The organism is Kosakonia pseudosacchari (assembly GCF_015167415.1).
Lineage (GTDB): Bacteria > Pseudomonadota > Gammaproteobacteria > Enterobacterales > Enterobacteriaceae > Kosakonia > Kosakonia pseudosacchari.
The window spans coordinates 724,906-749,708 of record NZ_CP063425.1; the positions used below are offsets into that span (position 1 = coordinate 724,906).

At 53.7% G+C, this 24,803-nt stretch carries 22 protein-coding genes and 1 other annotated feature; of the genes, 18 read left to right on the plus strand and 4 right to left on the minus strand.

Annotated elements, in window-relative coordinates:
* The first annotated feature begins 43 nt into the window (after positions 1 to 43).
* The 6 genes from yjjY (at position 44) to thrC (ending at position 6,312) form a co-directional block, all read left to right on the plus strand.
* Complete coding sequence (gene yjjY, locus IP581_RS03385) at positions 44 to 184, plus strand: YjjY family protein (RefSeq protein ID WP_086870418.1); 141 nt, start codon at positions 44 to 46, stop codon at positions 182 to 184.
* Positions 185 to 582: 398 nt separating this feature from the next.
* Positions 583 to 1,269 (plus strand): tRNA/rRNA methyltransferase, encoded by a 687-nt coding sequence (locus IP581_RS03390; RefSeq protein WP_193821762.1) that lies wholly within the window; start codon positions 583 to 585, stop codon positions 1,267 to 1,269.
* A gap of 211 nt (positions 1,270 to 1,480) precedes the next feature.
* The gene (thrL, locus tag IP581_RS03395; protein WP_110093700.1) at positions 1,481 to 1,549 is read left to right on the plus strand and encodes a thr operon leader peptide; all 69 of its coding nucleotides are present in this window, start codon (positions 1,481 to 1,483) and stop codon (positions 1,547 to 1,549) included.
* Positions 1,488 to 1,605: a sequence feature (Thr leader region), on the plus strand. (Overlaps the previous gene by 62 nt.)
* Before the next feature lie 23 nt (positions 1,606 to 1,628).
* A complete protein-coding gene (gene thrA, locus IP581_RS03400) occupies positions 1,629 to 4,091 on the plus strand; it encodes a bifunctional aspartate kinase/homoserine dehydrogenase I (protein WP_193821763.1) in 2,463 nt (820 codons plus the stop codon).
* Between the two features lies 1 nt (position 4,092).
* Positions 4,093 to 5,022, plus strand: a complete 930-nt coding sequence (thrB, locus tag IP581_RS03405) for a homoserine kinase (RefSeq protein ID WP_097401228.1) — start codon at positions 4,093 to 4,095, stop codon at positions 5,020 to 5,022.
* A 3-nt stretch (positions 5,023 to 5,025) separates the two neighbouring features.
* Positions 5,026 to 6,312, plus strand: a complete 1,287-nt coding sequence (gene thrC, locus IP581_RS03410) for a threonine synthase (protein WP_193821764.1) — start codon at positions 5,026 to 5,028, stop codon at positions 6,310 to 6,312.
* Positions 6,313 to 6,354: 42 nt separating this feature from the next.
* Here thrC and yaaA read toward each other — a convergent pair whose 3' ends face one another.
* Together yaaA and IP581_RS03420 are read right to left on the minus strand one after the other, a co-directional pair.
* Positions 6,355 to 7,128 carry a peroxide stress protein YaaA gene (gene yaaA, locus IP581_RS03415; RefSeq protein WP_193821765.1) on the minus strand — a complete coding sequence of 258 codons (774 nt, stop codon included), beginning with the start codon at positions 7,126 to 7,128 and terminating at the stop codon, positions 6,355 to 6,357.
* A gap of 80 nt (positions 7,129 to 7,208) precedes the next feature.
* Positions 7,209 to 8,639: an alanine/glycine:cation symporter family protein gene (locus tag IP581_RS03420; protein WP_097401231.1), complete on the minus strand. Its 1,431-nt coding sequence runs from the start codon at positions 8,637 to 8,639 to the stop codon at positions 7,209 to 7,211.
* A 297-nt stretch (positions 8,640 to 8,936) separates the two neighbouring features.
* On the opposite strand from IP581_RS03420, the gene tal reads away from it, so the two are divergent.
* The 3 genes from tal (at position 8,937) to IP581_RS03435 (ending at position 12,019) form a co-directional block, all read left to right on the plus strand.
* On the plus strand, positions 8,937 to 9,890 hold the full coding sequence (gene tal / locus IP581_RS03425) for a transaldolase (protein ID WP_017457867.1): 954 nt from the start codon (positions 8,937 to 8,939) through the stop codon (positions 9,888 to 9,890).
* A 107-nt stretch (positions 9,891 to 9,997) separates the two neighbouring features.
* Positions 9,998 to 10,585, plus strand: coding sequence for a molybdopterin adenylyltransferase (mog, locus tag IP581_RS03430; protein WP_086870432.1), 588 nt, complete (start codon positions 9,998 to 10,000; stop codon positions 10,583 to 10,585).
* A 126-nt stretch (positions 10,586 to 10,711) separates the two neighbouring features.
* Positions 10,712 to 12,019 carry an MFS transporter gene (locus IP581_RS03435; protein ID WP_086870434.1) on the plus strand — a complete coding sequence of 436 codons (1,308 nt, stop codon included), beginning with the start codon at positions 10,712 to 10,714 and terminating at the stop codon, positions 12,017 to 12,019.
* A gap of 49 nt (positions 12,020 to 12,068) precedes the next feature.
* On the opposite strand, the gene satP is transcribed toward IP581_RS03435, so the two are convergent.
* A complete protein-coding gene (gene satP / locus IP581_RS03440; protein WP_193821766.1) occupies positions 12,069 to 12,635 on the minus strand; it encodes an acetate uptake transporter in 567 nt (188 codons plus the stop codon).
* 294 nt (positions 12,636 to 12,929) lie between these two features.
* On the opposite strand from satP, the gene dnaK reads away from it, so the two are divergent.
* The 4 genes from dnaK to nhaR all read left to right on the plus strand — a co-directional run bounded on the left by dnaK (position 12,930) and on the right by nhaR (position 18,323).
* A complete protein-coding gene (gene dnaK / locus IP581_RS03445; RefSeq protein ID WP_086870438.1) occupies positions 12,930 to 14,843 on the plus strand; it encodes a molecular chaperone DnaK in 1,914 nt (637 codons plus the stop codon).
* An 85-nt stretch (positions 14,844 to 14,928) separates the two neighbouring features.
* Entirely contained in the window at positions 14,929 to 16,074 is a 1,146-nt protein-coding gene (gene dnaJ / locus IP581_RS03450) for a molecular chaperone DnaJ (protein ID WP_017457872.1), read from the plus strand.
* 164 nt (positions 16,075 to 16,238) lie between these two features.
* Complete coding sequence (gene nhaA / locus IP581_RS03455) at positions 16,239 to 17,402, plus strand: Na+/H+ antiporter NhaA (protein ID WP_086870439.1); 1,164 nt, start codon at positions 16,239 to 16,241, stop codon at positions 17,400 to 17,402.
* 21 nt (positions 17,403 to 17,423) lie between these two features.
* Entirely contained in the window at positions 17,424 to 18,323 is a 900-nt protein-coding gene (nhaR, locus tag IP581_RS03460; protein WP_193821767.1) for a transcriptional activator NhaR, read from the plus strand.
* 47 nt (positions 18,324 to 18,370) lie between these two features.
* On the opposite strand, the gene rpsT is transcribed toward nhaR, so the two are convergent.
* The gene (gene rpsT / locus IP581_RS03465; RefSeq protein WP_003856458.1) at positions 18,371 to 18,634 is read right to left on the minus strand and encodes a 30S ribosomal protein S20; all 264 of its coding nucleotides are present in this window, start codon (positions 18,632 to 18,634) and stop codon (positions 18,371 to 18,373) included.
* Between the two features lie 326 nt (positions 18,635 to 18,960).
* Here rpsT and ribF point away from each other — a divergent pair, with 326 nt between their 5' ends.
* The 5 genes from ribF to ispH all read left to right on the plus strand — a co-directional run bounded on the left by ribF (position 18,961) and on the right by ispH (position 24,740).
* Positions 18,961 to 19,902 (plus strand): bifunctional riboflavin kinase/FAD synthetase, encoded by a 942-nt coding sequence (gene ribF / locus IP581_RS03470; protein ID WP_193821768.1) that lies wholly within the window; start codon positions 18,961 to 18,963, stop codon positions 19,900 to 19,902.
* Positions 19,903 to 19,947: 45 nt separating this feature from the next.
* Entirely contained in the window at positions 19,948 to 22,764 is a 2,817-nt protein-coding gene (ileS, locus tag IP581_RS03475) for an isoleucine--tRNA ligase (protein WP_193821769.1), read from the plus strand.
* Positions 22,764 to 23,264 carry a signal peptidase II gene (gene lspA / locus IP581_RS03480; protein WP_086870449.1) on the plus strand — a complete coding sequence of 167 codons (501 nt, stop codon included), beginning with the start codon at positions 22,764 to 22,766 and terminating at the stop codon, positions 23,262 to 23,264. The genes ileS and lspA overlap by 1 nt, the downstream gene beginning before the upstream one ends.
* 74 nt (positions 23,265 to 23,338) lie before the next feature.
* Complete coding sequence (fkpB, locus tag IP581_RS03485) at positions 23,339 to 23,809, plus strand: FKBP-type peptidyl-prolyl cis-trans isomerase (protein WP_020456500.1); 471 nt, start codon at positions 23,339 to 23,341, stop codon at positions 23,807 to 23,809.
* The gene (ispH, locus tag IP581_RS03490; protein ID WP_097401241.1) at positions 23,790 to 24,740 is read left to right on the plus strand and encodes a 4-hydroxy-3-methylbut-2-enyl diphosphate reductase; all 951 of its coding nucleotides are present in this window, start codon (positions 23,790 to 23,792) and stop codon (positions 24,738 to 24,740) included. Before fkpB ends, ispH begins: the two co-directional genes overlap by 20 nt.
* Positions 24,741 to 24,803 lie beyond the last annotated feature (63 nt).

A 24,803-nucleotide genomic window follows, 5' to 3' on the forward strand; every position in this document is an offset into this window, starting at 1 on the left:
TGACCAGCCTGGTGCATGTCGAAAATTAACATGACGGCGTAACATGACTAAAGTACGTAATTGCGTTCTTGATGCACTTTCCATCAACGTCAACAACATCATTAGCTTGGTCGTGGGCACTTTCCCTCTGAACCCGACAGTGTCAAAAACGGCTGTCATCCTAACCATTTTAACAGCAACATAACAGGCTAAGACGTAAATGACACCCAATAAAACTACGCTTCGTTGACATATATCAAGTTCAATTGTAGCACGTTAACAGTTTGGAAAAATCTTGATAGCCAAATGCTAGCGTTTCTTACAATTTTTCAATAAACCAACTAGTTGCGCATATTAATTGATAAACAGGGCGAATCCAATACAAGTGGGAAATTCTGTATTAAAATGCCATGAATAAACATAGGGATAAGTCCCTTCTGTTAACATCTTAGCAGGTAATATCACTGATAAATAGTTTAGCTTTTTTTAACCGTAGGCAAGGGCTAAATCAGTGATTTGTGTTACATAATTGTAAATTCGCACCGCGTAGTATGATGACAAAGGTCACATTTCCCCGTGGTCTCAGTAAGAAGAGAAAGTAAAATGCAATTGGCTGTTGTTCTTGTCTCCCCCGCGAGAGCGGAAAATGTCGGCGCCGCTGCCCGCGCGATGAAAACCATGGGGTTTAGCGATTTGCGTATCGTTGACAGCGAAGCGCACTTGCAAGACGGTGCACGCCGCGTGGCGCATGGCTCCGGCGATATCCTTGATAATATTAAAACTTATGCAACTCTTGCCGACGCGCTGGTGGATATTCCCTTTACCATCGCTACCACTGCGCGCAGCCGGGCGAAATTCCATTATTACGCGACGCCTGCGGAACTGGTTCCATTGTTACAAGAGAAAAGTACGTGGTTGAGCAGTGCTGCGCTGGTGTTTGGTCGTGAGGATTCCGGGCTCACTAATGAAGAACTGGCGCTGGCTGATATTTTAACGGGTGTTCCAATGGTGGCGGATTATCCTTCACTTAATCTCGGCCAGGCGGTGATGGTTTTCTGCTATCAATTAGCATCTTTAATGCAACATACTCCGAAAGAGGCAGCCCCGGTTGACGGCAATCAGTTACAGGCGTTGCGTTTGCGAACTCGCGGATTACTGGAAAAATTAGGCGTAGTGGATGACATTAAAATGGCTGACTGGCTCGATCAGCGTCTTGGTCTTTTGGAACAGCGCGACACCGCAATGTTGCATCGTTTGCTGCACGATATCGAAAAAAAACTCGCCGAGTAAATCGCTGTCATAATGTTTTTTTATAGTTAAAGTCACTGAGATATATGACGAGAATGATCCTAATAGGTTGAAAATGACGTCTGTTGTGGCGTAGCCGGGAATATCGGCAACAGGGCGAAAAATAAAAATAAATTGACTTGAGCAGGCAGATACTTTAACCAATATAGGCATACAGCACAGACAGATAATGATTACAGAGCACACAACATCCATGAAACGCATCAGCACCATTACCACAATTACAACCATCACCATTACCACAGGTAACGGTGCGGGCTGACGCGTACAGGAAACACAGAAAAAAGCCCGCACCTGAACAGTGCGGGCTTTTTTTTCGACCAGAGATTAAGGGGTAAACCATGCGAGTGTTGAAGTTCGGCGGTACATCAGTGGCAAATGCAGAGCGTTTTCTGCGTGTTGCCGATATCCTGGAAAGTAATGCCAGGCAGGGGCAGGTAGCCACCGTGCTTTCTGCCCCTGCGAAAATTACTAACCATCTGGTGGCAATGATCGAAAAAACGATCGGCGGCCAGGATGCCATTCCGAACATTAGTGACGCCGAGCGTATCTTCGCCGACCTGCTGCAAGGGCTGGCGGATGCGCAAGCTGGGTTTCCTCTCGCACAATTAAAAGCGTTTGTTGAACAAGAGTTCGCGCAGATCAAACACGTCCTGCATGGTATCAGCCTGCTCGGCCAGTGCCCGGACAGTATCAACGCTGCGTTAATTTGCCGTGGTGAGAAACTCTCTATCGCCATCATGGCAGGGTTACTGGAAGCGCGTGGTCACAAAGTTAGCGTTATCGATCCGGTTGAGAAATTGCTCGCTGTCGGCCATTACCTTGAATCAACGGTCGATATCGCTGAATCTACTCGCCGTATCGCCGCCAGCCGCATTCCTGCGGATCATATGGTGCTGATGGCCGGTTTCACCGCCGGAAACGAGAAGGGCGAGCTGGTGGTACTTGGGCGTAATGGTTCCGACTACTCTGCTGCCGTGCTCGCGGCCTGCCTGCGCGCAGATTGTTGTGAAATCTGGACCGATGTCGACGGCGTTTATACCTGCGACCCGCGCCAGGTGCCTGACGCCAGGCTGCTCAAATCGATGTCGTACCAGGAAGCCATGGAGCTCTCCTACTTCGGCGCCAAAGTTCTTCACCCTCGCACCATTACCCCCATCGCTCAGTTTCAAATTCCTTGCCTGATTAAAAACACCGGAAACCCGCAAGCACCGGGTACGCTGATTGGCGCGACCTCTGATGAAGATGGTCTGCCGGTAAAAGGCATTTCGAATCTGAATAACATGGCGATGTTCAGCGTCTCCGGACCGGGGATGAAAGGTATGGTTGGCATGGCGGCACGCGTTTTCGCCGCGATGTCGCGCAACGGCATTTCCGTCGTGTTGATCACTCAATCCTCCTCGGAGTACAGCATCAGCTTCTGTGTGCCGCAATCCGATTGCTCCCGTGCCCAGCGCGCCATGAGCGAAGAGTTCTATCTCGAATTGAAAGAAGGGCTGCTGGAGCCGCTGGCGGTGATGGAGCGTCTGGCGATCATCTCTGTCGTCGGTGACGGTATGCGCACATTGCGCGGAATTTCGGCGAAGTTCTTTGCGGCGCTGGCGCGCGCGAATATTAATATTGTGGCGATTGCTCAGGGCTCCTCTGAACGCTCGATCTCTGTGGTGGTTAGCAACGACGATGCCACCACCGGCGTGCGCGTCACGCACCAGATGCTGTTTAACACCGACCAGGTGATCGAAGTCTTTGTGATTGGCGTTGGCGGCGTCGGCGGCGCGCTGCTGGAACAGCTTAAGCGCCAGCAAACGTGGCTGAAAAACAAACATATTGACCTGCGCGTTTGTGGTGTGGCGAACTCGAAAGCGCTGTTGACTAACGTTCATGGCCTGAACCTGGATAACTGGCAAGCGGAACTTAGCGAAGCCAAAGAGCCGTTTAACCTGGGCCGCCTGATTCGCCTGGTGAAAGAGTATCACCTGCTGAACCCGGTGATTGTTGACTGTACTTCCAGCCAGGCGGTGGCCGACCAGTATGCGGATTTCCTGCGGGAAGGTTTCCACGTTGTCACGCCGAACAAAAAAGCCAACACCTCATCGCTGGATTATTACCACCAGTTGCGTCGCGCAGCGGAAAAGTCGCGGCGTAAATTCCTGTACGACACGAACGTTGGCGCGGGCTTGCCGGTGATTGAAAACCTGCAAAACCTGCTAAATGCGGGTGACGAGTTGCAGCATTTCTCCGGCATTCTTTCCGGTTCCTTGTCGTTTATTTTCGGCAAGCTGGATGAAGGGGTGAGCCTGTCGGCAGCAACGAATCTCGCCCGCGAAATGGGCTACACCGAACCGGATCCGCGAGATGATCTCTCCGGTATGGATGTGGCGCGTAAGCTGCTGATTCTGGCGCGCGAAACCGGTCGTGAACTGGAGTTGTCGGATATCATCATCGAACCGGTGTTGCCGGCGAGTTTTGACGATTCAGGCGATGTCGAGAGTTTTATGGCGCGTTTGCCGGAGCTGGATGATGATTTTGCCGCGCGAGTCGCAAAAGCGCGCGATGAAGGTAAGGTGCTGCGTTACGTTGGCAACATTGAAGAAGATGGCACTTGCCGGGTGAAAATCGCGGCGGTCGATGGCAACGATCCGCTGTTCAAAGTGAAAAACGGCGAGAACGCGCTGGCGTTCTACAGCCACTATTACCAGCCGCTACCGCTGGTGCTGCGCGGGTATGGCGCGGGTAACGATGTGACGGCAGCGGGCGTGTTCGCCGACTTGCTGCGCACCCTGTCCTGGAAGTTAGGAGTCTGAGATGGTGAAGGTGTATGCTCCGGCCTCCAGTGCCAATATGAGCGTGGGTTTTGATGTGCTTGGCGCGGCGGTTACGCCCGTGGATGGTACGTTGTTGGGCGATAATGTCAGTGTGGAAACCGCCGATCATTTCAGCCTGAAGAATGTGGGCCGCTTCGCCAGTAAATTACCGACTGAGCCGAAAGAAAATATCGTTTATCAGTGCTGGGAACTGTTCTGCCAGGAGATCGGCAAGCAGGTTCCCGTCGCGATGACGCTGGAAAAAAACATGCCGATCGGCTCCGGGCTTGGTTCCAGCGCGTGCTCAGTGGTCGCGGCGCTGGTAGCCATGAATGAGTTTTGCGATAAGCCGCTGAACGAAACGCGCATGCTGGCGCTGATGGGAGAGCTGGAAGGGCGTATTTCCGGTAGTGTGCATTACGATAACGTCGCGCCTTGCTACCTCGGCGGCATGCAATTGATGATCGAGGAAAGCGGCATTATCAGCCAGCAGGTGCCAGGCTTTGATGAGTGGCTATGGGTTTTGGCGTATCCAGGCATTAAAGTCTCGACAGCGGAAGCGCGCGCGATTCTGCCCGCGCAATATCGCCGTCAGGATTGCATTGCTCACGGCCGCCACCTGGCGGGCTTTATCCATGCTTGCTACAGCCGTCAGCCTGCGCTGGCAGCAAAATTGATGAAAGATGTGATTGCCGAACCGTACCGCATGAAATTGCTGCCAGGTTTTGGGGAAGCACGTAAAGCAGTGGCGGATATTGGCGCGCTGGCCTGCGGGATCTCGGGTTCCGGGCCAACGCTGTTTGCCTTGTGCGACAAGCCGGATACCGCGTCGCGCGTTGCCGACTGGCTCGGCAAACACTATCTGCAAAATCAGGAAGGCTTCGTTCATATTTGCCGGCTGGACACGGCGGGCGCTCGCGTAGTGGGATAACCAATGAAACTTTACAACTTAAAAGATCATAACGAACAGGTCAGCTTTGCGCAGGCCGTTACTCAGGGGCTTGGCAAAAATCAGGGGCTGTTCTTCCCGCACGATCTGCCGGAATTTAACCTGACCGAAGTCGATGAGATGCTGGCGCAGGATTTCGTCACCCGCAGCGCAAAAATCCTGGCGGCGTTTATTGGCGATGAAATTCCTGAGGAGCAGCTTAAAGCCCGCGTACGTGCCGCGTTTGCTTTTCCTGCGCCGGTGAAACCAGTGGAGAGCGATGTCGGCTGCCTGGAGCTTTTCCATGGGCCAACGCTGGCGTTTAAAGATTTCGGCGGGCGTTTTATGGCGCAGATGCTGAGCGCTATCAGCGGCGACAAGCCGGTGACGATTCTGACGGCAACCTCCGGTGACACGGGGGCCGCGGTGGCGCACGCCTTCTACGGAATGAAGAACGTACGTGTGGTGATCCTCTATCCGCAGGGCAAAATTAGCCCGTTGCAGGAAAAGCTGTTCTGTACGCTCGGCGGCAATATCGAAACCGTTGCTATCGACGCAGACTTCGATGCTTGCCAGGCGCTGGTGAAGCAGGCGTTCGATGACGAAGAACTCAAAGCGGCGCTTGGGCTGAACTCGGCAAACTCCATCAATATCAGCCGCCTGTTAGCGCAGATTTGTTACTACTTTGAAGCGGTTGCGCAGTTGCCACAGGAAGCACGCAACCAGCTGGTGGTTTCCGTGCCAAGCGGTAACTTCGGCGATTTGACCGCCGGTTTGCTGGCGAAGTCGCTGGGGCTGCCGATCAAGCGTTTTATCGCCGCCACCAACGCCAATGACACGGTTCCGCGTTTCCTGAAAGAGGGACAGTGGCAACCGAAAGCGACGCAAGCAACGTTATCGAACGCGATGGATGTCAGTCAGCCAAATAACTGGCCGCGTGTTGAAGAGTTGTTCCGTCGTAAGATCTGGCGCTTAAACGAGCTGGGTTATGCCGCGGTGGATGATGAAACCACGAAAGCCACGATCCGCGAGCTGAAAGGCAAGGGCTACATTTCTGAACCGCATGCCGCCATCGCTTACCGTGCGCTTCGCGATCAACTGCAACCGGGCGAATATGGTTTGTTCCTCGGCACCGCGCATCCGGCGAAGTTTAAAGAGAGCGTCGAAGCGATCCTCGGTGAAACCTTGCCGCTGCCGAAAGAGCTGGCCGATCGCGCCGACTTACCTCTGCTTTCGCATCAGTTGCCTGCGGATTTCTCCGCACTGCGTCAGTTGATGATGAGCAAAGCGTGATGTCTCTGTTTCCCCTGCCTGCTGGCGGGGGAAACATAACGCTTACTGCTCGTGACGCTTAAACACCATTTCGTCCGGCGCGGACGCTTCTTCATCAAAGAAATACCCTTCGCTATCAAACCCGGCTAACTGCTCCGGTTTCGTCAACCGCTGTTCAATGATGTAGCGGCTCATTAGCCCGCGCGCTTTTTTGGCGTAGAAACTGATGACCTTAAATTTGCCGTTTTTCTCATCAAGGAACACCGGCTTGATTACTCTGGCTTTCAGTTTCTGGGTTTTGACCGAGCGGAAATATTCGTCAGAGGCCAGATTGATAACAATGTCGTCGCCCTGAGCGGCAATGGCGTCGTTGAGTTTGTTGGTAATGGTATCGCCCCAGAATTGATACAGATCCTTACCTTTGGCGTTCTCCAGCCGGATACCCATCTCCAGACGATAGGGCTGCATCAGATCCAGCGGGCGCAGCACGCCGTATAATCCAGAAAGCATGCGCAGATGCTGCTGCGCAAAGTCGAAATCCGCCTCGCTGAAGGTTTCAGCCTGCAGACCGGTGTAGACATCACCTTTGAATGCCAGAATCGCCTGGCGCGCATTTTCTGGAGTGAAATCAGGCTGCCAGTCGTGAAACCGGGTCGCGTTCAGATCGGCGAGCTTATCGCTGATACCCATCAGCGCCTTGATTTGTGGCGCAGAGAGTTTGCGGGCGGTCTTAATTAATTGCTGGGCGTGATCCAGCAGTTCCGGCTGGGTAAAGCGCGTGGTCGCCAGCGGGCTTTGGTAATCGAGCGTTTTAGCAGGTGAAATCAAAATCAGCATACTCAGTCCTTGCTGTGCGAGAAATTTCCGCTGACTTTAGCAAAAAAACTAACAGACTTGATCGATAGTTGCGATTAGCGCTACGAACGGGGAATGTCATCCCAGCTCCCCGGCGCCAGCTGGCGTTTGATCTCCGGATAGCGCTTCGGATCAAAGACCGGCATGACGCCAAGTTTACGCTGGCGCTGGTAATCACGCGCCAGCACTCTCACCACAGGCGAAAGCAGCAGGATTGCGGTCAGGTTGGTAATCGCCATCAGCGCCATCATCACATCGGCGATGTGCCAGATTAGCGGCAGGCTGAAAAACGAACCTATCAGCACCATCAGCAAAACAGCCGTGCGCAGTACCCAGATATTCCTTGCGCTATTACGGCGCAAAAAGATCAGGTTATTTTCCGCGTAGGTGTAGTTCGCCACAATCGAGGTAAACGCAAACAGCGCTACGATGACGGCAACGAAACCCGCGCCCCAGCTTCCCGTCAGCGACACCATCGCCTGCTGCATCAATTGCGTTCCGCCGATCGCGCCCGTGGCTGGCGCGGTTCCCGCGAGTAGCAGAATAAGCGCGCTGGCGGTACAGACCAGAAAGGTATCGGTCACGACGCCAATCATCTGCACAAACCCCTGTGCGACAGGATGTGGCGGCCATGATGCGGCAGTGGCGGCGGCGTTGGGGGACGATCCCATGCCCGCTTCATTCGCGAGCATGCTGCGTTGAAAACCGCTGGTGATGGCCTGGCTCAGCGTGTAAGCCATGGTTCCGGTTGCCGCTTCCTGCCAGCCAAAAGCGCTTTTGACAATGTTAACAAGAACAGCAGGCAGCAGATTGGCATGCCACAGGCTGACGCCAAAACTTACGACAATCCAGGCCAGCGCCATGACCGGCACCATCCACTGCATCAAGCGCGCAACGTTGTTAAGCCCTTTGAGCATGAACAGGAAAGCACACGCGGCAAGCACAATCCCACTGATAAACCCGGGCACGTTCCACGCATAACGCGCGGCTTGTGCCATTGCTGTGGATTGAATGGTGTTAAACACCAGGCCATAGGTCAGCAGCAAAAAAATGGAGAACAGCACGCCCATCCAGCGCATGCCCAGCCCGCGCTCCATATACCAGGCAGGGCCGCCGCGCAGCTGCTGATTGTCATCACGTTCTTTGTATAATTGCGCCAGCGAACATTCGGCAAAGCTAATGATCATTCCGATGATGGCGGAAACCCACATCCAGAAAATTGCCCCCGGGCCGCCGGTGGTCAGGGCAAACGCCACGCCCGCCAGGTTACCGCTGCCGAGCCTTGTCGCAAGGCTCAGACATAACGCCTGATATGACGAGAGCGCGCCAGGCTGTGCAACACGGCTGCTTTTCAGACTTTGGCCAAAATCGCGAATGAAACGGAAGGGGACAAACCGGCTACGAAAAGCAAACCAGATACCTGCCGCCGCCAGCAGATAGACCATCAATGAGCCCCAAAGTATTTCACTGATGAATGAGAAAAATTCAGGCATTAACATTCCTCTTGTTGATGCCGGGAGTTGGCCTGGGACGTGGCTACAGGCGTGTACGCATCACTTTGCAGGCAATTAATTGAGTGAGTTTACCATACAATTTTCAGAGCATTGTCTGCGGTTGCGCTGGCAAGGCGTCGTGTTATCATCATGGGCAGACCGGTTACATCCCCCTAACAAGTATACTCGTCATACTTCTCGTTCAGGTGCGCTGGCCGCGTTAATGCGCCAGGCGCAGCAACGCGTCGTCGGTCTTAGCGTGGAGTATTAGGGTATCGTTTAAAGAGAAATATTATCATGACGGATAAATTGACCTCCCTGCGTCAGTACACCACAGTCGTGGCTGATACCGGAGATATCGCGGCAATGAAGCTGTACCAGCCGCAGGATGCAACAACTAACCCTTCTCTGATTCTTGGGGCTGCCCAAATCCCGGAATACCGCAAACTGATTGACGACGCCGTAACCTGGGCGCGCAGCCAGAGCAGCGATCGTGCGCAGCAGGTTGTTGACGCAACAGACCGCCTGGCGGTGAACATCGGTCTGGAAATCCTCAAACTGATCCCTGGCCGTATCTCCACTGAAGTGGATGCTCGCCTCTCTTACGACACTGACGCGTCTATCGCGAAAGCAAAACGCCTGATCAAAATGTACAACGATGCAGGTATCAGCAACGATCGTATCCTGATCAAACTGGCATCCACCTGGCAGGGTATCCGCGCTGCGGAACAGCTGGAAAAAGAGGGTATCAACTGTAACCTGACGCTGCTGTTCTCCTTTGCGCAGGCACGTGCATGTGCTGAAGCTGGCGTGTTCCTGATCTCTCCGTTCGTTGGCCGTATTCTCGACTGGTACAAAGCCAATACCGACAAGAAAGAGTACGCACCGGCAGAAGATCCGGGCGTGGTTTCCGTCACGGAAATCTACCAGTACTACAAACAGCACGGCTATGAAACCGTGGTGATGGGCGCAAGCTTCCGTAACACTGGCGAAATCATTGAGCTGGCAGGTTGCGACCGTCTGACTATCGCTCCGGCACTGCTGAAAGAGCTGTCTGAAAGCGCGGGCACCATTGAACGTAAACTTGCTTACACCGGTGAAGTGAAAGCGCGTCCTGAGCGCATCACCGAAGCGGAATTCCTGTGGCAGCACAACCAGGATCCGATGGCGGTTGATAAACTGGCGGACGGTATCCGTAAGTTTGCCGTTGACCAGGAAAAACTGGAAAAAATGATCGGCGATCTGCTGTAATCATCAGGCGTGGCCGGGTTCCCGGTCACGCTTCTTCTCTCTGCTCTGTTTGCCTTTCCCCTCAGCGTGTATCATTTCGTTAAATTGTTTTTTTGTACGGAATGAATATGGACACACTACGCATTGGTTTAGTTTCGGTTTCCGATCGCGCCTCCAGCGGCGTTTATCAGGACAAAGGTTTGCCTGCACTGGAAGCATGGCTGGCAAGCGCCCTGACTACCCCGTTTCAGATTGAAACCCGTCTGATCCCGGATGAGCAAAGTATCATTGAGCAAACCCTGTGCGAACTGGTCGATGAAATGAGTTGCCACCTGGTGCTGACTACCGGCGGAACCGGGCCTGCGCGCCGCGATGTGACGCCGGATGCAACGCTGGCGGTGGCCGATCGCGAAATGCCAGGGTTTGGCGAGCAGATGCGACAAATCAGCCTCAATTTTGTGCCAACGGCGATCCTTTCCCGTCAGGTTGGGGTGATCCGCAAGCAGGCACTGATCCTCAATTTGCCCGGTCAGCCGAAATCAATAAAAGAGACGCTGGAAGGACTAAAAGATGAAGACGGCGCAGTAAAAGTGCCGGGCATTTTTGCAAGTGTACCGTATTGTGTACAGTTACTGGATGGGCCATATGTTGAAACTGATCCGCAAGTAGTAGCATCTTTTAGACCTAAAAGCGCAAGGCGCGAAACATTATCCTAAAAAGTCGTCTTTTATGAGATAAGCACTGCCGTCTATGGAGTGTTAATTTATTTACGGTATAGTAATTTTTAATTTACATAATCCGTAATAATTAAATTAACGCTCCCTCTTTACAAACGGTTCGCTATGTCAACTTATACACGCCCTCTGAACAGACAAGACTATAAAACGCTGACGCTGGCCGCGCTGGGTGGCGCGCTGGAGTTTTACGATTTCATCATTTTTGTCTTTTTCGCCACAGTTGTTGGTGAACTCTTTTTCCCTGCGGATATCCCGGAATGGCTGCGACAGGTTCAAACCTTTGGCATTTTTGCTGCGGGTTACCTGGCGCGTCCGCTCGGCGGCATTGTGATGGCACACTTCGGCGATTTGGTCGGGCGCAAGAAGATGTTTACGCTCAGTATCCTGCTAATGGCGCTGCCCACGCTGGCAATAGGTTTGTTGCCGACTTATGCCTCGATGGGCATTGTTGCGCCGTTGCTGCTGCTGTTTATGCGCGTGCTGCAAGGCGCGGCGATTGGCGGCGAAGTGCCTGGCGCCTGGGTTTTTGTTGCGGAACATGTTCCGGCTCGCCGCATTGGCATCGCCTGCGGGACGTTGACAGCGGGGCTGACGGTAGGCATTTTGCTCGGCTCTGTAGTCGCCACGCTGGTGAACACCAGCATGACGCAGCAGGCTATTCATGATGGCGGCTGGCGTATTCCGTTCCTGTTGGGCGGGGCGTTTGGCCTGGTGGCCATGTACTTGCGTCGCTGGTTACAGGAAACGCCGATTTTCCTTGAGATGCAGCAGCGAAAGGCGTTAGCGCAGGAGTTGCCGGTCAAATCCGTGGTACTGAAACATAAAAAAGCGGTCGTGGTTTCGATGCTGCTGACCTGGCTGTTGTCCGCCGGGATTGTGGTGGTGATCCTGATGTCGCCGGTTTGGCTGCAAAAACAGTATGGTTTCCCCCCTGCGGTAACACTGCAAGCAAACAGTATCGCCACCGTGATGCTCTGTTTGGGTTGCCTTGCTGCCGGGTTGCTGGTGGACAAATTTGGTTCCAGCCGTACCTTCATCGTTGGCAGTATTCTGCTTGCCTGTTCCAGCTGGTTTTTCTACCACCTGGTCGGCAGCCATCCTGAGCAGCTGTTTATTTTATATGGCGTGGTCGGGCTGTGCGTTGGCGTGGTGGGCGCGGTGCCCTACGTTATGGTGCGCGCCTTCCCGGCAGCGGTGCGTTTTACCGGTATTTCATTCTCTTATAATGTGTCGTATGCCATTTTCGGCGGGCTGACGCCTATTGCCGTTACTATGCTGATGGGCGTCTCGCCGATGGCTCCCGCATGGTACGTGCTGGCGCTGTCGCTGCTTGGACTGGGATTGGGGATTTTGCTGCGCCAGGATCTTCATCACCAGGATAACGTGGCTGAAGGCGCGGTACAGCAATCATAAAAAAACGGAGCCAAATGGCTCCGTTTTGTTTTATCCGTTTGCAGAGAAATTAGTGCTTCTCACCAATTGGCAACACGGTGCGTTCGAACTGCTCGTTCAGCACTTCGCCCATCGCCAGATAGATAGCGCTGGCACCACATACCAGACCGATCCAGCCTGCGACGTGAACAATGCCTTCGTTATCAGCAAGGTGACCCATTGCCAGCAGCGCGAACAGTACCGTCAGGCTCAGGAAAACGAATTGCAGCGCGCGTGCGCCTTTCAGCGTGCCGAAGAACATAAACAGTGTGAAGACGCCCCAGATGCCTAAATAAACGCCCAGGAAGTGACCGTTGGTTGCGTCTGCCAGCCCCATTTTCGGGAACAGCAGAATCGCCACCAGCGTCAACCAGAAAGAGCCATAAGAGGTGAATGCGGTTAAGCCGAAAGTGTTGCCTTTTTTATACTCAAGCAGGCCGGCAAAAATTTGTGCGATACCGCCATAGAAAATGCCCATCGCCAGGATAATGACATCCATCGGGAACAGACCAATATTGTGCAGGTTAAGCAGAATAGTGGTCATGCCGAAGCCCATTAAGCCCAGCGGAGCCGGATTAGCCAACTTAGTGTTGCCCATAATTCCTCAAAATAAATCAATATGAAAAGGGAAAATGAAAGCCCCGCGTCAGTCTTGAGGAGGCGGGGCGCGGCATCATAAATAGCGGCAATGCACCTGTCTATGATCTGAACAGGTGTAAATTAAAAAATTTTTTACCGTTCCCCCTTGATGCGCGAGCTTGCGACCCCATCTTGTAGTCAACCGCAGTGTGTGAACCTGAAAAAAACAATACAGGGTAGTTGAAACCGCACGTTTCGCCCTTATTACAGGTTCACAACCACATGATGACGAATTTTTAGTGGAGACGTTTAGATGGGTAAAATTATTGGTATCGACCTTGGGACAACCAACTCTTGTGTAGCCATTATGGATGGCGCTCAGGCTCGTGTGCTGGAGAACGCCGAAGGCGATCGCACCACGCCTTCTATTATCGCTTATACACAGGATGGCGAAACTCTGGTAGGTCAGCCGGCTAAACGTCAGGCAGTGACGAACCCGCAAAACACCTTGTTTGCGATCAAACGCCTGATTGGCCGTCGCTTCCAGGACGAGGAAGTCCAGCGTGACGAAGCTATTATGCCGTACAAAATCATCGCAGCCGACAATGGCGATGCGTGGATTGATGTAAAAGGCACCAAAATGGCGCCGCCGCAGATCTCTGCGGAGGTGCTGAAAAAAATGAAGAAAACCGCTGAAGATTACTTGGGTGAACCGGTAACTGAAGCTGTTATCACCGTTCCGGCTTACTTTAACGATGCGCAGCGTCAGGCCACCAAAGACGCCGGCCGTATCGCAGGCCTGGAAGTTAAACGTATTATCAACGAACCGACGGCGGCAGCGCTGGCCTACGGTCTGGATAAAGAAACTGGCAACCGTACTATCGCGGTATATGACCTGGGTGGCGGTACTTTCGATATCTCTATCATCGAAATCGACGAAGTTGATGGCGAAAAAACCTTCGAAGTTCTGGCAACCAACGGTGATACCCACCTGGGTGGTGAAGACTTCGACAGCCGACTGATCAACTACCTGGTAGAAGAGTTCAAGAAAGATCAGGGTATCGATCTGCGTAACGATCCGCTGGCAATGCAGCGTCTGAAAGAAGCGGCAGAAAAAGCGAAAATTGAGCTCTCTTCCGCGCAGCAGACTGACGTGAACCTGCCGTATATCACTGCAGATGCGACTGGTCCGAAACACATGAACATCAAAGTGACTCGCGCGAAACTGGAAAGCCTGGTTGAAGATCTGGTTAACCGTTCCATCGAGCCGCTGAAAGTTGCACTGCAGGATGCGGGTCTGTCCGTATCTGACATCAACGACGTGATCCTGGTCGGTGGCCAGACACGTATGCCGATGGTGCAGAAAAAAGTGGCCGAGTTCTTCGGTAAAGAGCCGCGTAAAGACGTTAACCCGGACGAAGCCGTTGCTATCGGTGCTGCGGTGCAGGGCGGTGTTCTGACTGGTGAAGTGAAAGACGTTCTGCTGCTGGACGTTACCCCGCTGTCGCTGGGTATCGAAACCATGGGCGGCGTAATGACTGCGCTGATCAACAAAAACACCACTATCCCGACCAAGCACAGCCAGGTGTTCTCTACTGCGGAAGACAACCAGTCTGCGGTAACCATCCATGTGCTGCAGGGTGAGCGTAAACGTGCATCCGATAACAAATCGCTGGGCCAGTTCAACCTTGATGGTATCAACCCGGCACCGCGCGGCATGCCGCAGATCGAAGTGACCTTCGATATCGATGCCGACGGTATCCTGCATGTTTCTGCGAAAGACAAAAACAGCGGTAAAGAGCAGAAGATCACCATTAAGGCTTCTTCTGGTCTGAACGAGGACGAAATCCAGAAAATGGTACGCGATGCTGAAGCAAACGCTGAAGCTGACCGTAAATTTGAAGAACTGGTACAGACCCGTAACCAGGCCGATCATCTGCTGCACAGCACCCGTAAGCAGGTTGAAGAAGCCGGCGACAAACTGCCAGCTGAAGATAAAACGGCTATCGACGCTGCGCTGAGCGAGCTGGAAACTGCGCTGAAAGGCGAAGACAAAGCGGATATCGAAGCGAAAATGCAGGCGCTGGCGCAGGCTTCCCAGAAACTGCTGGAAATCGCACAGCAACAGCACGCGCAGCAGCAGGCGGGCGCTGATGCTTCCGCGAACAACGCGAAAGACGACGATGTTGTTGACGCCGAGTTTGAAGAAGTAAAAGACAAAAAATAATCGCCCTGATGCAGGGTAGATAACCAGCACGGGCGTCGGGGTTTTCTCCACGCCCGTGCTCGTATGTTAAGGGGCAGATAAACCGATGGCGAAGCAAGATTATTACGAGATTTTAGGCGTTCCGAAAACAGCGGAAGAGCGTGAAATCAAAAAGGCGTACAAACGCCTGGCCATGAAATATCACCCGGACCGCAATCAGGGCGATAAAGAGGCCGAAGCCAAATTCAAAGAAATTAAAGAAGCCTACGAAGTCCTGACCGATGCCCAAAAACGTGCGGCTTACGATCAGTACGGCCATGCGGCGTTTGAACAAGGCGGCATGGGCGGTGGTGGATTCGGTGGCGGCGGTTTTGGCGGCGGCGCGGACTTCAGCGATATTTTCGGCGACGTGTTTGGCGATATCTTTGGTGGTGGCCGTGGTCGTCAGCGTGCGGCGCGCGGCGCGGATTTGCGCTACAACATGGATTTGACGCTGGAAGAAGCGGTTCGTGGCGTCACGAAAGAGATCCGCATTCCTACGCTTGAAGAGTGCGACGTGTGCCACGGCAGCGGCGCAAAAGCGGGTACGCAGCCGCAGACCTGTCCGACCTGTCACGGTTCTGGCCAGGTGCAGATGCGCCAGGGCTTTTTTGCCGTACAGCAGACCTGTCCGCACTGTCAGGGCCGCGGTACGCTGATTAAAGATCCGTGCAACAAATGTCACGGTCACGGTCGCGTCGAAAAATCCAAAACCTTGTCCGTTAAAATCCCGGCAGGCGTGGATACCGGCGATCGCATCCGTTTAAGCGGTGAAGGCGAAGCGGGTGAGCACGGTGCACCGGCAGGCGATCTGTACGTTCAGGTACAGGTGAAACAGCACCCGATCTTTGAACGTGAAGGCAACAATTTGTACTGCGAAGTGCCGATCAACTTTGCCATGGCGGCGCTGGGTGGTGAAATCGAAGTGCCGACCCTGGACGGTCGCGTGAAGCTGAAAGTACCGACCGAAACCCAGACGGGCAAACTGTTCCGTATGCGCGGCAAAGGGGTGAAATCCGTTCGCGGCGGCGCACAAGGCGATTTGCTGTGTCGCGTGGTTGTAGAAACGCCGGTCGGCCTGAACGACAAGCAGAAACAGTTACTCAAAGATTTGCAGGATAGCTTTGGTGGTCCGACAGGCGAAAATAACAGCCCGCGTTCCAAAAGCTTCTTCGATGGCGTGAAGAAATTCTTTGACGATTTAACTCGTTAATTCTTCTTCATGACGTGTGATCAGGCCCGGCTTCTGCCGGGCTTTTTTATCAGTGTTTCAATTGCTCGGAAAAAGAGAGTTTATCAGCAATAATAATCTGTTTTTGTCGAGGATTAGAGCGGAGTAAGATAGCCGCCACGACGTTACAGGGATCGGAGAACAAGATGAAATTATTGCAACGCTTCTTTAGCAGCGATGCCTCGGGCGGCATTGTACTGATCATCGCGGCGGCACTGGCGATGCTGTGCGCCAACCTCGGTGCTACGCAGGATTTATACAGCTCTTTTCTGCAAACGCCCGTTGAGCTGAAAGTCGGTTCGCTGGAGATCAAAAAAGACATGCTGTTATGGATCAACGATGCGTTGATGGCAGTCTTTTTCTTAATGGTCGGTCTGGAAGTGAAATATGAACTGGTTCAGGGCACGCTCGCCAGCCGCCAGCAGGCCGTCTTTCCGGTTATCGCGGCGCTTGGCGGCATGGTCGCTCCGGCGCTGATCTTTTTGCTGTTCAATCACGATAATCCCCTGGCGAGCCATGGTTGGGCCATTCCCACGGCGACCGATATCGCCTTTGCGCTCGGGGTGCTGGCGTTGTTGGGCAACCGGGTTCCGCCTGTGTTGAAAGTGTTTTTGATGGCGCTGGCGATCATTGATGATCTGGGCGCGATTATTATTATCGCGTTGTTCTATACCAGCGACCTCTCAACGCTGGCACTGAGTGTTGCCGCCGGCGCGATTGTTGTGCTTGCTATCATGAATGCGTTGAATATTCGGCGCATTGGTCTTTACATGCTGGTCGGCGTTGTATTGTGGACAGCGGTGCTTAAATCCGGTGTGCATGCGACGCTCGCGGGTGTGGTTGTCGGTTTCTTTGTCCCACTCCGTGAAGAAAAGGGCGTCTCGCCGTTACATCAGCTGGTGGATGCGATTAACCCGTGGGTTGGCTGGCTGATCCTGCCGTTGTTCGCGTTTGCGAACGCGGGTGTCTCATTACATGGCATGTCCCTGGCCGGGCTTGGCGATATTTTGCCATTGGGTATTATCGCCGGTCTGGTGATTGGCAAACCGCTGGGGATCTCGCTGTTTTGCTGGCTTGCTCTGCGTTTGAAACTGGCGAGATTGCCGCAGGGCGCGGTGTTCAAACAAATTATGGCGGTCGGCGTGCTGTGCGGTATCGGCTTTACCATGTCGATATTTATCTCCTCGCTGGCCTTTGGCGATGCGCATGCGGATATGGTTGCCTGGAGTAAGCTTGGGATCCTGACGGGCTCTATTATTTCGGCGGTAACAGGTTATTGTCTGCTGCGCACACGTATTATCCGTGCCTGACGGCGAGCAGGGCAAAGGACGATGTCGTACATCAATTACAACCATCTTTATTATTTCTGGCATGTCTATCGGGAAGGCTCCGTCGTTGGCGCGGCGGAGGCGCTCTTTCTGACGCCGCAAACCATCACCGGGCAGATCAAAGCGCTTGAAGATCGCTTACAGGGCAAGCTTTTCAAGCGTAAAGGAAGAGGGCTGGAACCTACCGAGCTGGGCGCGCTGGTTTTCCGCTACGCCGACAAAATGTTTACTCTGAGCCAGGAGATGCTCGACATCATTAACTACCGCAAAGAGTCGAACCTGCTGTTTGATGTTGGCATCGCCGATGCGCTCTCGAAAAAACTGGTAAGCGGTATTCTCGATGCGGTTGTGCAGGAGGGAGAGCAGATTCACTTGCGCTGCTTTGAATCCACCCATGAGCTGCTACTGGAACAGTTGAGCCAGCATCAGCTTGATATGATTATCTCCGACTGCCCTATCGATTCCACGCAGCAGGAAGGGCTGTTCTCGGTAAAAATTGGCGAGTGCAGCGTCAGTTTCTGGTGCAGCGATTCATCGCTCAAAAAACCGTTTCCGGCTTGCCTGGAGGAAAGACGCCTGTTGATACCCGGCCGTCGTTCAATGCTTGGTCGTAAGCTACTGAACTGGTTTAACGCGCAGGGATTGCAGGTGGAAATATTGGGTGAGTTTGATGATGCGGCGCTGATGAAAGCCTTTGGCGCGGCGCATAACGCCATTTTTGTTGCACCGACGTTATATGCGGATGACTTCTATGCTGACGATCGCATGATAGAAATCGGTCGGGTGGAAAACGTGATGGAGGAATACCACGCCATTTTCGCAGAACGGATGATCCAGCATCCGGCGGTACAGCGTATCTGTAATCGGGATTACGCCGCGCTTTTTACACCCGCGCAGAAATAAAAAAACCCGCCGAAGCGGGTTTTTTCACAAAGCCAACAACGTAGCGATTAAGCCAGTTTGTTGATCTGCGCGGTCAGGTTAGCCTTATGGCGCGCTGCTTTGTTTTTGTGGATCAGACCTTTAGCGGCCTGACGATCCACGATCGGTTGCATTTCGTTAAATGCGTTCTGCGCAGCGGCTTTGTCGCCAGCTTCAATTGCTGCGTATACTTTCTTGATGAAAGTACGCATCATTGAACGGCGGCTAGCGTTGTGCTTGCGAGCCTTTTCAGACTGAACGGCGCGCTTCTTAGCTGATTTGATATTAGCCAAGGTCCAACTCCCAAATATGATCTATATGGACAATTCAAAGGCCGGGGAATATGCCCTTTTCGCCTTCTTTTGTCAATGGATTTGTGCAAATAAGCGCCGTTAAAGTACAACGCTCGTTACGTATTGATGGCGCAGGATTCTAACAGCTTGCGTGTCGCGAATACAGCTTTTCCGCCAGAAAAATCGTTATCTAAGGCAGATTTTCATGGCACAGGTAGACAGCCCGATGAAATCCTTCCCCTTTCTGCGTTGTTAAGGCAATCGTCGGTTAACGTCGCCCGCTGTACAAGGTATAATCCGACGATTTTCACTGTTTTGAGCCAGACATGAAGCTGATACGCGGCATACATAATCTCAGCCAGGCACCGCATGGGTGTGTGCTGACTATTGGTAATTTCGATGGTGTGCATCGTGGCCATCAGGCGCTATTGCAAGGGCTTGGCGCCGAAGGGCGCGCCCGTGGCCTGCCGGTGGTCGTGATGATTTTTGAGCCGCAGCCGCTGGAGTTGTTCGCCGGGGAAAAAGCCCCTGCGCGATTGACCCGCTTGCGTGAAAAGCTGCGCTTGCTGGCCGATTGCGGCGTGGACTACGTGCTCTGCGTGCGCTTCGATCGCCGTTTTGCGGCGCTCACCGCACAAACGTTTGTCAGCGATTTGCTGGTTGAACGACTTGGTGTGAAATTCCTCGCCGTCGGCGACGATTTCCGTTTTGGCGCTGGTCGCCAGGGGGATTTCTTGTTATTACAGAAGGCCGGTGAAAAGTACGGTTTCAGCGTCACCAGTACGCAAACCTTCTGCCAGGGCGGCGTACGTGTGAGCAGCACGGCAGTGCGGCAAGCGCTGGCGGAAGATAACCTGGAACTGGCTGCAAATTTACTGGGCCACCCCTTTACCATTTCCGGGCGCGTTGTGCACGGCGATGAACTGGGGCGCACCATTGGTTTCCCGACGGCGAATTTACCGCTGCGCCGTCAGGTTTCCCCGGTCAAAGGGGTGTATGCGGTCGAAGTGGCTGGACTGGGCGATACTGTCCTTCCCGGCGTTGCCAATATTGGTACTCGCCCAACAGTCGCGGGTGTGCGCCAGCAACTGGAAGTGCATTTGCTTGACGTTGTAATGGATCTCTACGGGCGCCATATAGATGTAGTACTGCGTAAAAAATTACGTAATGAACAGCGATTTGCCTCGCTTGACGAACTGAAAGCGCAAATCGCCCGAGATGAGGTAGCGGCCCGCGACTTTTTTGGGCTATCTAAACCGGCTTCTTAAGGCCTGGTGGTATTAATCAAACCGAAATACGGAACCGAGAATCTGATGAGTGACTATAAATCTACCCTGAATTTGCCGGAAACAGGGTTCCCGATGCGTGGCGATCTCGCCAAGCGCGAACCGGGAATGCTGGCGCGTTGGACTGATGATGACCTGTACGGCATCATCCGTGCGGCGAAAAAAGGCAAAAAAACCTTCATTCTGCATGATGGCCCTCCATATGCGAATGGCAGCATTCATATTGGTCACTCGGTTAACAAAATTCTCAAAGACATTATTGTGAAGTCCAAAGGACTCGCAGGATTTGACTCGCCTTATGTTCCGGGATGGGATTGCCACGGTCTACCGATCGAGCTGAAAGTGGAGCAGGAATATGGCAAACCGGGGGAGAAGTTTACCGCCGCCGAATTCCGCGCTAAATGCCGTGAGTACGCCGCCACACAGGTTGATGGCCAGCGTAAAGACTTTATCCGCCTCGGCGTATTAGGCGACTGGTCGCACCCTTACCTGACCATGGATTTCAAAACCGAAGCCAATATCATTCGCGCGCTCGGTAAAATCATCGGCAATGGCCATCTGCTGAAAGGTGCCAAACCGGTGCACTGGTGCGTCGACTGCCGCTCTGCACTGGCAGAAGCGGAAGTGGAGTACTACGACAAAACGTCTCCGTCTATTGATGTTGCGTTCCACGCGGTCGACCAGAACGCAGTGAAAGCTAAATTTGGTGCGTCTAACGTTAATGGCCCAATTTCGCTGGTTATCTGGACCACCACGCCATGGACGCTGCCTGCGAACCGCGCAATTTCTCTTTCTCCGGAATTTGAGTATGCTCTGGTGCAGATTGACGGGCAGGCGCTGATCGTGGCGAAAGATCTGGTCGATAGCGTGATGAAACGTATCGGCGTTGCTGATTATTCGGTGCTGGGTACGGTAAAAGGTTCCGAGCTGGAGCTGACGCGCTTTAAACACCCGTTCCTCGACTTCGACGTTCCGGCGATCCTCGGCGATCACGTTACGCTGGAAGCCGGTACCGGCGCGGTGCATACCGCAGGCGGCCACGGCCCGGATGACTACACCATTAGCCTGAAATACGGCCTGGAAATCGCCAACCCGGTTGGCCCGGATGGTACCTATCTGCCAGGAACTTATCCGACGCTGGATGGCGTCAACGTCTTTAAAGCGAACGATCTGATCGTGGCGCTGTTGACAGAAAAAGGTGCGCTGCTGCACGTGGAAAAAATGCAGCATAGCTACCCGTGCTGCTGGCGTCACAAGTCGCCGATCATCTTCCGCGCGACGCCGCAGTGGTTCGTTAGCATGGATCAGAAAGGGCTGCGCGCGCAGTCGCTGAGTGAAATTAAAGGCGTGCAGTGGATCCCGGACTGGGGCCAGGCGCGTATCGAATCGATGGTTGCTAACCGCCCGGACTGGTGTATTTCTCGTCAGCGCACCTGGGGTGTGCCGATGTCGCTGTTCGTACATAAAGACACCGAAGAGCTGCATCCGCGCACGCTGGAATTGATTGAAGCCGTTGCCAAACGTGTTGAAGTTGACGGTATTCAGGCATGGTGGGATCTCGACCCGCGCGACATCATGGGCGACGATGCCGATAACTATGTCAAAGTGCCGGATACGCTGGACGTCTGGTTTGACTCCGGTTCAACCCACGCCTCTGTTGTTGATGTGCGCCCGGAATTCGCCGGTCATGCAGCCGATATGTATCTGGAAGGTTCAGATCAGCATCGCGGCTGGTTTATGTCCTCGCTGATGATCTCCACGGCGATGAAAGGCAAAGCGCCGTACCGCCAGGTGTTAACGCACGGCTTCACCGTTGATGGTCAGGGACGCAAAATGTCCAAATCCATCGGCAACACCGTTTCACCGCAGGACGTGATGAACAAACTCGGCGCGGATATTCTGCGTCTGTGGGTCGCATCTACCGACTACACCGGTGAGATGGCGGTTTCCGACGAGATCCTCAAACGTGCTGCCGACAGCTATCGCCGTATCCGTAACACCGCTCGCTTCCTGCTGGCGAACCTGAACGGTTTCGATCCGGCAAAAGATATGGTGAAACCGGAAGAGATGGTGGTGCTGGATCGCTGGGCGGTGGGTTGCGCGAAAGCGGCACAGGAAGACATCGTTAAAGCCTACGAATCCTATGACTTCCATGAAGTAGTGCAGCGCCTGATGCGCTTCTGCTCTATCGAAATGGGTTCGTTCTATCTCGATATCATCAAAGACCGTCAGTACACCGCGAAAGCGGACAGTGTGGCACGTCGTAGCTGCCAGACCGCGCTGTATCACATCTGTGAAGCGCTGGTGCGCTGGATGGCACCGATCATGTCCTTCACCGCCGATGAGATCTGGGGTTATCTGCCCGGTTCCCGCGAGAAATATGTGTTTACCGGTGAATGGTATGAAGGTCTGTTCGGCCTGGCTGACAGCGAAGCGATGAACGATGCCTTCTGGGACGAGCTGCTGAAAGTACGTGGCGAAGTGAACAAAGTTATTGAGCAGGCACGCGCCGACAAAAAAGTCGGTGGTTCGTTGGAAGCGGCGGTGACGCTCTTTGCCGAGCCGGAACTGGCAGCGAAGCTGACTGCGCTGGGTGAGGAATTGCGATTTGTCCTGTTGACCTCTGGCGCGAAAGTTGCGGATTATGCCAGCGCTTCTGCGGATGCACAGCAGAGCGAGCTGCTCAAAGGGCTGAAAGTCGCATTGAGCAAAGCCGAAGGTGAGAAATGCCCGCGCTGCTGGCATTACACCACCGATGTCGGTCAGGTGGCGGAACACGCAGATATTTGCGGACGCTGTGTAAGCAACGTCGCCGGTGACGGCGAAAAACGTAAGTTTGCCTGATGAGTAAATCGATCTCTTCAACAGGGCTGCGCTGGCTGTGGCTGGTGGTGGTCGTGCTGATTATCGATCTGGGCAGCAAATACCTGATCCTCCAGAACTTTGCTCTGGGGGATACGGTATCGCTGTTCCCGTCGCTTAATTTGCACTACGCGCGTAACTATGGCGCGGCATTCAGTTTTCTGGCGGACAGCGGCGGCTGGCAGCGCTGGTTCTTCGCGGGTATCGCTATCGGTATCTGCGTGGTGCTGGCGGTGCTGATGTATCGCGCTAAGGCCTCGCAAAAACTGAACAATATCGCCTATGCGCTGATCATTGGCGGCGCGCTGGGTAATTTGTTTGATCGCCTGTGGCATGGCTTTGTCGTCGATATGATCGATTTTTATATGGGCGACTGGCATTTTGCTACCTTTAACCTTGCCGATACCGCAATCTGTATTGGCGCGGCGCTGATTGTGCTGGAAGGTTTCCTGCCCTCAACGGCCGCGAAGAAACAAGCATAAGCAAACCGCTTTGTAGGCCCGGTTAGCCACTGGCAGCCGGGCAATACAACACTAAAACATAAAGAGCAACCTGCATGTCTAAATCCGTACAGAGCGATAGCGCGGTGCTGGTGCACTTCACGCTTAAGCTCGAAGATGGCTCTCTTGCCGAGTCAACCCGCAACAATGGCAAACCGGCGCTGTTTCGTCTTGGCGACGGTTCACTCTCCGAAGGACTGGAACAACATCTGCTTGGCCTGAAAGCCGGGGAGAAAAAAGTCTTTTCTCTGGAGCCAGACGCCGCATTCGGCACGCCGAGCCCGGATCTGATTCAGTACTTCTCGCGCCGTGAATTTATGGATGCTGGTGAGCCGGAAGTCGGTGCGATTATGCTCTTTACCGCAATGGACGGCAGCGAAATGCCGGGCGTGATCCGTGAAGTCAACGGCGATTCGATTACCGTTGATTTTAACCATCCGCTGGCGGGCAGAACCGTTCATTTTGATATCGACGTGCTGGAAGTTGATCCGGCACTGGAGGAAACAAATGCAGATCCTGTTGGCTAACCCGCGCGGTTTTTGCGCCGGCGTTGACCGCGCTATCAGCATTGTTGAAAACGCGCTGGCTCTCTACGGCGCGCCGATTTATGTGCGCCATGAAGTGGTGCATAACCGCTATGTTGTCGATAGCCTGCGCGAACGGGGCGCAATCTTTATTGAGCAAATCAGCGAAGTGCCGGATGGCGCGATCCTGATTTTCTCCGCGCACGGTGTCTCTCAGGCGGTGCGTAACGAAGCGAAAAGCCGCGATTTGACCGTTTTTGACGCCACCTGTCCGCTGGTTACCAAAGTGCATATGGAAGTGGCGCGTGCCAGTCGTCGCGGTGAAGAAGCGATCCTGATAGGTCACGCCGGGCATCCGGAAGTGGAAGGCACCATGGGCCAGTACAGTAACCCGAAAGGGGGCATGTACCTGGTTGAATCGCCGGAAGATGTCGACACACTGAATATCAAAGACGCGGGCAAACTGTCGTTTATGACGCAAACCACGCTCTCCGTCGACGATACGTCAGATGTGATTGACGCGTTGCGTGCGCGTTTCCCGCAGATTGTCGGCCCGCGCAAAGACGATATTTGCTACGCCACCACCAACCGTCAGGAAGCGGTGCGCGCGCTGGCGGAACAGGCGGAAGTGGTGCTGGTGGTCGGTTCGAAAAACTCCTCTAACTCTAACCGCCTGGCCGAGCTGGCACAGCGGATGGGGAAAGCGGCGTATCTCATCGACGACGCTTCTGATATTCAGGAGGCATGGGTAGAAGGCATTAATTGCGTGGGCGTCACCGCCGGGGCTTCCGCGCCGGATATCCTGGTGCAAAATGTTATCGTCCGCTTGCAGGAATTGGGCGGCGGCGAAGCGATCCCGCTGGAAGGGCGCGAAGAGAATATTGTCTTCGAAGTGCCAAAAGAGCTGCGGGTGGATGTTCGCGAAGTCGAATAACGTTTTACGCGAAGCTTTATGCGAAGATGCCAGACTGAGTCTGGCATTTTTTATGGATAATTT

What these genes read in the sequence shown, in the direction of transcription:
- yjjY (WP_086870418.1), top strand. Translation starts at nt 44, where the DNA reads ATGACTAAAGTACGTAATTGCGTTCTTGATGCACTTTCCATCAACGTC.
- IP581_RS03390 (WP_193821762.1), top strand. Translation starts at nt 583, where the DNA reads ATGCAATTGGCTGTTGTTCTTGTCTCCCCCGCGAGAGCGGAAAATGTC.
- thrA (WP_193821763.1), top strand. Translation starts at nt 1,629, where the DNA reads ATGCGAGTGTTGAAGTTCGGCGGTACATCAGTGGCAAATGCAGAGCGT.
- thrB (WP_097401228.1), top strand. Translation starts at nt 4,093, where the DNA reads ATGGTGAAGGTGTATGCTCCGGCCTCCAGTGCCAATATGAGCGTGGGT.
- thrC (WP_193821764.1), top strand. Translation starts at nt 5,026, where the DNA reads ATGAAACTTTACAACTTAAAAGATCATAACGAACAGGTCAGCTTTGCG.
- yaaA (WP_193821765.1), bottom strand. Translation starts at nt 7,128, where the DNA reads ATGCTGATTTTGATTTCACCTGCTAAAACGCTCGATTACCAAAGCCCG.
- IP581_RS03420 (WP_097401231.1), bottom strand. Translation starts at nt 8,639, where the DNA reads ATGCCTGAATTTTTCTCATTCATCAGTGAAATACTTTGGGGCTCATTG.
- tal (WP_017457867.1), top strand. Translation starts at nt 8,937, where the DNA reads ATGACGGATAAATTGACCTCCCTGCGTCAGTACACCACAGTCGTGGCT.
- mog (WP_086870432.1), top strand. Translation starts at nt 9,998, where the DNA reads ATGGACACACTACGCATTGGTTTAGTTTCGGTTTCCGATCGCGCCTCC.
- IP581_RS03435 (WP_086870434.1), top strand. Translation starts at nt 10,712, where the DNA reads ATGTCAACTTATACACGCCCTCTGAACAGACAAGACTATAAAACGCTG.
- satP (WP_193821766.1), bottom strand. Translation starts at nt 12,635, where the DNA reads ATGGGCAACACTAAGTTGGCTAATCCGGCTCCGCTGGGCTTAATGGGC.
- dnaK (WP_086870438.1), top strand. Translation starts at nt 12,930, where the DNA reads ATGGGTAAAATTATTGGTATCGACCTTGGGACAACCAACTCTTGTGTA.
- dnaJ (WP_017457872.1), top strand. Translation starts at nt 14,929, where the DNA reads ATGGCGAAGCAAGATTATTACGAGATTTTAGGCGTTCCGAAAACAGCG.
- nhaA (WP_086870439.1), top strand. Translation starts at nt 16,239, where the DNA reads ATGAAATTATTGCAACGCTTCTTTAGCAGCGATGCCTCGGGCGGCATT.
- nhaR (WP_193821767.1), top strand. Translation starts at nt 17,424, where the DNA reads ATGTCGTACATCAATTACAACCATCTTTATTATTTCTGGCATGTCTAT.
- ribF (WP_193821768.1), top strand. Translation starts at nt 18,961, where the DNA reads ATGAAGCTGATACGCGGCATACATAATCTCAGCCAGGCACCGCATGGG.
- ileS (WP_193821769.1), top strand. Translation starts at nt 19,948, where the DNA reads ATGAGTGACTATAAATCTACCCTGAATTTGCCGGAAACAGGGTTCCCG.
- lspA (WP_086870449.1), top strand. Translation starts at nt 22,764, where the DNA reads ATGAGTAAATCGATCTCTTCAACAGGGCTGCGCTGGCTGTGGCTGGTG.
- fkpB (WP_020456500.1), top strand. Translation starts at nt 23,339, where the DNA reads ATGTCTAAATCCGTACAGAGCGATAGCGCGGTGCTGGTGCACTTCACG.
- ispH (WP_097401241.1), top strand. Translation starts at nt 23,790, where the DNA reads ATGCAGATCCTGTTGGCTAACCCGCGCGGTTTTTGCGCCGGCGTTGAC.